General features: G+C 47.8%; 7 protein-coding genes. 5 read left to right on the plus strand and 2 right to left on the minus strand.

All coding sequences use genetic code 11. The features are described from left to right. Positions 1–149: 149 nt before the first annotated feature. Complete coding sequence (locus MHN33_RS19780; RefSeq protein ID WP_239400610.1) at positions 150–479, plus strand: hypothetical protein; 330 nt, start codon at positions 150–152, stop codon at positions 477–479. A gap of 86 nt (positions 480–565) precedes the next feature. On the opposite strand, the gene MHN33_RS19785 is transcribed toward MHN33_RS19780, so the two are convergent. Continuing rightward, positions 566–2,605 carry a TonB-dependent copper receptor gene (locus tag MHN33_RS19785; RefSeq protein WP_239400612.1) on the minus strand — a complete coding sequence of 680 codons (2,040 nt, stop codon included), beginning with the start codon at positions 2,603–2,605 and terminating at the stop codon, positions 566–568. A gap of 184 nt (positions 2,606–2,789) precedes the next feature. Continuing rightward, positions 2,790–4,013 (minus strand): HDOD domain-containing protein, encoded by a 1,224-nt coding sequence (locus MHN33_RS19790; protein ID WP_239400614.1) that lies wholly within the window; start codon positions 4,011–4,013, stop codon positions 2,790–2,792. Positions 4,014–4,284: 271 nt separating this feature from the next. Between MHN33_RS19790 and putP the strand changes: the two genes are divergently transcribed. From putP to MHN33_RS19810, 4 genes are all read left to right on the plus strand, one after another. Then, positions 4,285–5,763: a sodium/proline symporter PutP gene (gene putP, locus MHN33_RS19795; RefSeq protein WP_275442924.1), complete on the plus strand. Its 1,479-nt coding sequence runs from the start codon at positions 4,285–4,287 to the stop codon at positions 5,761–5,763. Positions 5,764–6,134: 371 nt separating this feature from the next. Next, positions 6,135–6,314 (plus strand): hypothetical protein, encoded by a 180-nt coding sequence (locus MHN33_RS19800; protein WP_239400616.1) that lies wholly within the window; start codon positions 6,135–6,137, stop codon positions 6,312–6,314. 18 nt (positions 6,315–6,332) lie between these two features. Then, positions 6,333–6,887 (plus strand): hypothetical protein, encoded by a 555-nt coding sequence (locus MHN33_RS19805; RefSeq protein ID WP_239400618.1) that lies wholly within the window; start codon positions 6,333–6,335, stop codon positions 6,885–6,887. A gap of 68 nt (positions 6,888–6,955) precedes the next feature. Further along, complete coding sequence (locus MHN33_RS19810; RefSeq protein WP_239400620.1) at positions 6,956–7,216, plus strand: hypothetical protein; 261 nt, start codon at positions 6,956–6,958, stop codon at positions 7,214–7,216. The last annotated feature ends 185 nt before the right edge of the window (positions 7,217–7,401 follow it).

A 7,401-nucleotide genomic window follows, 5' to 3' on the forward strand; every position in this document is an offset into this window, starting at 1 on the left:
CACTCTACTACGGTTTAATTTGTTCTTCAATGGCTTATGTGGTTTAGCAATGGAGATGCCTTTTGCATATCCGCTTGATGAGCGCGCAACTATTGTGCATTTGTTTCAAACCGGGTACGGACTATAATTGCGGGCATAAAAGGAGCTTAATGATGGAAAATTCAAATGCAGGTGCCATTGTCGTGTTTATTGTGGCGGCGTTACCCTGTCTGATAGGGGCATATCTGATTGGGGTAAAACACTGTATGTTTTTAATCGCGGGGTGGGATCCGCATAAATATCATAGCCATCACGCCATTGCGCAGATCTTTGGCTGGGGGTTGTTTGTTGGCGGGTTGATGATGAGTGCCGCAGCTTTGCTCGATTATCTTGGCCTGTTCGGTGAAGAGCAATCCGCTATCCTGATTTTGGCAGGCGCGGCGACTGTGATAGTGACGGGGTTTTACTGTAACGTTAAATTTCGTATCAAACCGGAGTAATACCAGGTCGTTGTGGTGCTACACAAGCGACAAGCTTTTGTGGCAGAAGGGGGCTGGCGTAGCCAGGCCCCTAAGACACAGTGAGATCAGAAGCGCCAGTTTACATTGGCCCACAGCGTGCGGCCCGCTTCATTCACTTTATCAATCTGCGCATAGCCGCTGACCATAGCGCCGGCGCGGCTGAGGTGTTCTGCGTAAGCCTTATCCAGCACATTGTCGACGCCGAGGCTCACTAGCAGCTCGTCAGAGTAGCTATAAGACGCATTCAATGCCAGTGTGCCAAAGCCATGGCTGGGCCCAACGTCCTGTCCTGCAATGTTGCCCTGGCCAATGGCAACGCGGTTCTGACTTTTTACAAGACGCCATAAGCCACCAACCTGCCATTTATCCAGCGTGTAATCCATGGCAAAGCGTGCCTGCAGAGGAGGTTGCTGTGCAAGGGCCGAATGATCCGTTTTATTGCTGCCGCGCACATAGTTGATACTGGTCGTGAAATTCAGCCGTTTACTGAGTTCCATTCGGGTTTCCATTTCAAGGCCCATGGTTTGAGCATCTATGTTGCGGGTAACCGCCAGTGTTTTGTCCGTCACTTCATAGCGGTTGTCGGTCAGCAGATAGTCGTCAATACGGTTGTAGAACAAAGAGACGGACGTTGTCATGCCGGACTTTTGTAACATCCAGCCGATATCCAGCTGATTGGTTTTCTCCGTTTCTAACAAAAAGGCACTCATGCTGCCCACGGCGCGACGTCCGCCACCCATTAATTCCCAGTAATCCGCAAAGCGCTCACTGTGACCTGCGCCAATGTAATAGCGCATATCCTGGTGCTGAACCTGATAGCGGGTAAAACCACTCCACAGGGTGTCGTCTCGGGTGTGATTGGCCGTTGGGTTAACCATTGGCATCATCATGGAGCCAAGTTGCTGGCGCTTATCGGTCGCAGACCAGTCATCAAGTCGCAATCCACTCACCCACTGGCTACGTATTGGGCCTTCCGTGCTCAGTGCGTACTCCAGTTCACCGAATAATCCAGTTTGTTTAAACTCGGCGTTGTCGCGCCGCGGCAGGGTGTCGACGGGCTTCTCAGGCTGGTTCATACTGACGCGAATTCGATGACGGTTTTGTTGATGATCGACGCCATAGCTCAATGTATGCTGTCTGTTGATGGCAGAAGTGAGCATGATCTTGCCACCCCAGGTACGGCGGTCCGGGTTGGATGAAGTGGGGGTTTTCATCATCATATTGGGGGTAAATGTTCGCAGGCTGTGGTTGTCCATGATGTGATCTATGTTGTTGTAATACACATTGGCTTCCAGCGCAGTAACAAACCCTGTTAGTTCGCTCAACTCGACGTTCAGCGCAACGTGGTTTCTATCGAACTTGCTGCCATCCATCATGCGGTCGGCATAGGCGACCTCACCGTCGCTGCGCCCAAGGCTCAGGCTGTAGAGGCTGTCATCATCCGGAGTGTAGGCAAATTCTGAGTCCAGGTTCCATTTATCATACGCGGAGTGAATGGACTGGCCTTCGCCGTCTTCATAATCATCAGCGTCGCTCTTACTTGCCGCAATGCGGCCGTAATAGTCTTCAGTGCCGCCTTTGATATCAGCATTTACCATACGCTTACCAAAACTGCCTAGGGTTGCATTGGCAAAGCCTTGCCAGCCTGTCTCACTCAGGCGCTCCGATTCACGCTCAAAAATCACCGTGGCGGCACTATTACCCGGGCCGTACAATACGGTTTGCGGGCCTTTGATAACGGTCAGGGTATCGTAGGTTTGCGGTGTGATGTAGGCCGTGGGCGGGTCCATGCGGCCGCCGCAGCCACCGAGTGTCTGGCCACCATCGGTAATTATATTGAGGCGCGATCCGGCCATACCGCGAAACACAGGGTCGCTGCTGGCGCCGCCTTTTTTAACCAAAGAGAAACCGGCAATACTGGATAACAGATCGGCACCATCCTGTGCGGGTAAAGGTTGTCTGGGTGCCTTTGGGTCGGTTTTAATGTCTAAAGGGCTATGCATGGGCGCGATAACCACGATGCGCTCCAGGTTGTCTGTGTGCATATCCTGGCTGTGTGCAGAAAAAGCGGCGGTTATTGCAAGCCAAATAAGGTTTCTGGTCATGATCCATCCCAAGTGTTTTCACGTTTTTATTGAGAGGAATTTTACTTGTCAGACAAGCGCCTGGGATGTGACAAATTGTCGCACTTGAACCGATTTAAGAGGAGAAAACAAAAAACATTGACCTGAAACAAAAACAGCCACCGAAAAGGGGGCTGTTTGGTAAGCCAGTAAACAACTGACAGTGCTAGATTGCCATGACTTCCATTTGCTGGTCGCACCATTGCAGCGCTTCATGGTAATAATCGGGCAGCAGGTCCGGGTCCAGACCCAGTTGCTTTGCCGCTTCATTGGCGCCTTGCCAGTCGGCCTGCTCGTAGAGTTTGATCAGCGTCAGGTAGCTGGCAAGTAGGCCTTCTTGTTTCAGTAACGCGTCTTTGATCTCAATGGCCAGTGGCAGCTTACTCATGACGCTGTCCATGCTTTCGTCCAAAATCGCGTCCATCAGCGACATCATGCCCGCCAGGAAGGCCATACCAGTGTCCTTGAGCTTTTTGTGCTTAACCGCCAATAGTTCAGCAAAGCGTGCGCGGGTGAGCGACAGACGCACCAGCTCCAGCGGTTTCTCTGACGACACTTGTGAGGCAAATAATAACGACAGAAACTTTTTAAGCTCCTGATTACCCAACACGACCAGAGCCTGCTTAATGGTAGAAATTTCGGCGCGACGCTTAAACGCGGCTGAGTTAGAGTAACGCAGTAACTTATAGCTGAGATTAACGTCGCGTTCGAATACCTGAGTAATGCGCTTTAAGTCGACATCGACACTGGAGGTTTCATATAGCAATTCCGCCAGCGCCATCTCAGAAGGAGGCAGGGTTTTACTCTGGACTACCTCGGGCTTTGCAAAAAAGAAACCCTGAAAGTAACTGAACCCAAGCTCCAGCGCTTGCTGGTACTGTTCATGGGTTTCGACTTTTTCCGCAACCAGTTCAATATTTTTAAACGGGGCGATGGCTGTTTTGATCTCTTCAATGGTTGCTACATCCGTGGTCAGCATATCTATCTTGATCTGATCAATAAACGGATAAAAGTGTCGCCACACTTTTTGGTGCTGATAATCGTCCAGCACTATGGTGTAGCCTTTATTTTTGAGATCCTGCACGGCAGCAAGCAAGCGCTTGCCCGGTTGCACTGTTTCAAGGATTTCCACAACCAGCTGCTCCCGCCCCATCATAGTGGGGTAACCTTTGAGCAAGGTGTCCAGCGTGAAGTTAATATAAGCGGGTTTGTTATCGGTTAAATCTTCCAGGCCAAAATTAAACTGACTGCCTTCAATCAATCTGGAAGTCGCCTCTGAGCCATCAATTTCCGGAAAGACATTGTCTAACCCATCACGAAATAACAGCTCATAGCCTACAAGTTCTTTGTTTTTGTTTAGGATTGGCTGCCTGGCGGCATAAAAATACATGAAAGATACACCTGACTGAATACTTCTACTGCACAACAATATAAGTCAATCTCCGGCATATTTCATTAACTAATTCAGCTTGTTTCAGCTTTTGGTATTAAGGTATGAGGGCGTTTGTACGCAATTCATGCACTCTTCGCCTTGTGTAACTTGGGTGGTGATCTTTGCCATGTTATAGTGGACCTTTCGCAATGGCTTTTGTCCCAATCTCAGCTAAGAATATAACAGCGTCTGATATTGTGGAGAGGAGCCCGAACTAAAGGAGGTAATTTTGGAAACTGGCACTATGATCTCTCTTGCCATGTATTTCATCGCCATGCTGGGTATCGGACTGTATGCGTATCGTAAGTCAACCAGCGACGTGTCGGGTTATATGTTAGGTGGCCGAAGCTTGCCACCCAGTGTTGCGGCCCTCTCTGCGGGTGCCTCAGATATGAGTGGCTGGATCCTGATGGGCTTGCCCGGCGCTATGTTTGTAAGCGGTTTCAGCAGTACCTGGATAGCCATAGGTTTGGTCATTGGCGCATTTTTGAATTATTTGCTGGTAGCACCACGCTTGCGGGTATACACCGAGCTGGCAAACGATGCGATCACGATTCCTGACTACTTTGCTAATCGATTCGAAGACAAAGGCAATGCCTTGCGCATCGTATCTGCGCTGGTGATCATTATTTTCTTCACCCTGTATACGTCCGCAGGTGTGGTTTCTGGCGGTAAACTATTCGAAAACTCGTTTGGAATGAGCTACGAATCTGGCTTGTATATCACGACTGGGGTAGTAGTCCTGTATACCTTGTTCGGCGGATTTCTGGCGGTGAGTCTCACCGACTTTGTGCAGGGTTGTATCATGTTTCTGGCATTGATCCTGGTACCTGCGGTCACCTATTCTTTGCTGGACAACCCATTGAGCGTGACGCTCAATGATATTAATCCGCAGTTGCTTACCTGGATTGGTGCCGGAGGGGCTATCGGCATTATTTCTGCCATGTCCTGGGGTTTAGGGTATTTCGGTCAGCCGCACATTATTGTGCGCTTTATGTCAGTGCGTAGCGTTAAAGATATGCCAACAGCGCGTCGCATTGGGATGAGCTGGATGCTGGTGGCCACGATAGGTGCCATAACAACCGGTCTTTTTGGCGCCGCTTACGCCCATGAAAATGGTATTGTGGTTGAAGATCCCGAAACCATCTTTCTGATCTTATCTGAGTTACTATTCCACCCGCTAATTGCAGGTTTCTTGCTGGCCGCGATTCTGGCCGCCATTATGAGCACCATTTCTTCGCAGCTGTTGGTGAGCTCCAGCTCATTGACTGAAGACTTCTATAAAATCTTTTTGCGCAAAGAAGCATCCGACAAAGAACTGGTACTGGTTGGCCGTATCAGCGTAGCACTGGTTTCACTGTGTGCCATTTATCTGGCATACGACAGAGACAGCACGATTTTGAGCCTGGTCAGTAATGCCTGGGCTGGCTTTGGTGCCGCATTTGGCCCGCTGGTACTGCTGAGTTTGTTCTGGAAGCGGATGAACTTTGCAGGTGCTCTGTCCGGCATGGTCGTTGGTGCAGCAACGGTGTTGTTTTGGATCTATGGTCCGGTGACCGTTGGGGGGCAGCCTTTAAGTGCCTTAATTTACGAGATTGTGCCCGGTTTTATTGCTGCGGCTATTGCAATCGTCGCAGTAAGCTTAGCGACTTCAGAACCCAGCGCAGCAGTTACAGATAAATTCGAAGAAATGCAGACTGCACTATAAATAGTGTCGCCATAAGATAAGCCGTGCTCTGCAGAGTACGGCTTAATTCATGTTCTTACCTTAATTATGAAAATATCCAGATATGCAGGAAATCTATCATTAGAACATAGCCATACGCTAATTCGCCCAGTGCAAACGTTGTTCAGGTCACTCCCGATTTTCTGTTTTGTTGTTCCAATTTTTCTAATTTTCCTTATCATTAATAAGTTCATGGTCACGCCTGCATTACACTTTAGGTTGACGCCATGCTAACCGTGATCACCCGTCGGGAGCCAAATAATGGCAACTAAAGCTTGTTACTATATGGCAATGGGGTTAACATATGCGTAACCTTTGGGTGGTCCTTTTAAATTTTAATGAAGGACGGAAATATGAAGTTTTTAAAACTGAGTTTGAAAAGAAAAGGTAGCGTGACAAGGCATGCTGCATTAACAGAAATTAGTTGCTCAGCTGCCCAAAAAATTAATGGTGGCTCTGGTGGAGGTGATGGCATTCAACCCAGAGCTCAATCAATCATTTTTGAAAAGCCAGACTCAGTATTTGGCGGCTAACTAGAGAATCAGGCGAGCATGAATGAGTTTTTAATCGTAACGGGATGGATAATAAAGGCATTAGAGCTTTTTATTTTGCTATTTCTCTTTTATAGCTTCAAGCAGCATCGCTTTAACCTGTTTTTTGGTGGTAAAAGCTCACTACGCAAACAAAGAGACCACGAGCTTCATTCATGCTTTCTTTCTTCTCTTGCTGTTCTTGTGTTTTATACAGTGAGTGGCAGTTTAGGTAGATATATTCTAAGTTTACCTTTCGAATTAATACAGATGCGCCAGATCTACTATTTTGCCTTGGTTTGCACGGGGGCATCTTTCATCGTAGTGCTATACCTGCTACATGCAATCCGAGGCTGCCATTTTACACCAGCAACAAGACTGGTTGCGTATATCGCTGTATCAATGGTGTTAATGAACTTTGCCCAGCTTGTTCTTAGGGGTTATTTGAATAACGATATTCTTTATGACATTTATGGCCCTTATATCATATCTCTTAATATTGTAACTTTTATGGTCATAGCTAAATATCCACTATATAAGCTGGTAGAAGTGAGACTGACTAGAGGAGAAGTTTAGATATGGAATTGATATTTACTGGTTGCCTATTGGTTGTGATGGTCATCATTTTCCTGTTGGCAATGATTATGAAAGGAAGCAACCTCACAAGCGCTGAAGAGCATATTAGAAGCATCATTAATAGTGCCAGAGACAACGACGAAGAAGTTGAAGACAAATATACCGAAGCATATGAAATCGTAATGGAGTTTGGAGACTTACTGGCAGCTGAGAAAAATCTGGAGCAGTATTACGGTGTGAAAGATATTTATGATCGTGTTGAAGAGTTCAGAGCCGAAAACCATCAGCCAGTAGAGCAAGAAAAGGTGGCTCTGAAGACGGTCAGGTAGTGCCTGTCTGATGTGAGCCACAACAAGGCAAGTCTTCTGCCTGTTCGAAATGGTTTTCAAGGAGGGTGTTCATAATTCTGTGTCAGCCTACTGAGCTCAAAGCTCGATGTAGTCATCCAAGCGCCCTGGAAAGTGGATGGCCATCTGTGATAGCGTGAGATTCCAGTTCTGGATAGGATGCGTCC

The sequence above is a fragment of the Pseudoalteromonas sp. OOF1S-7 genome, assembly GCF_022347765.1.
GTDB lineage: Bacteria > Pseudomonadota > Gammaproteobacteria > Enterobacterales > Alteromonadaceae > Pseudoalteromonas.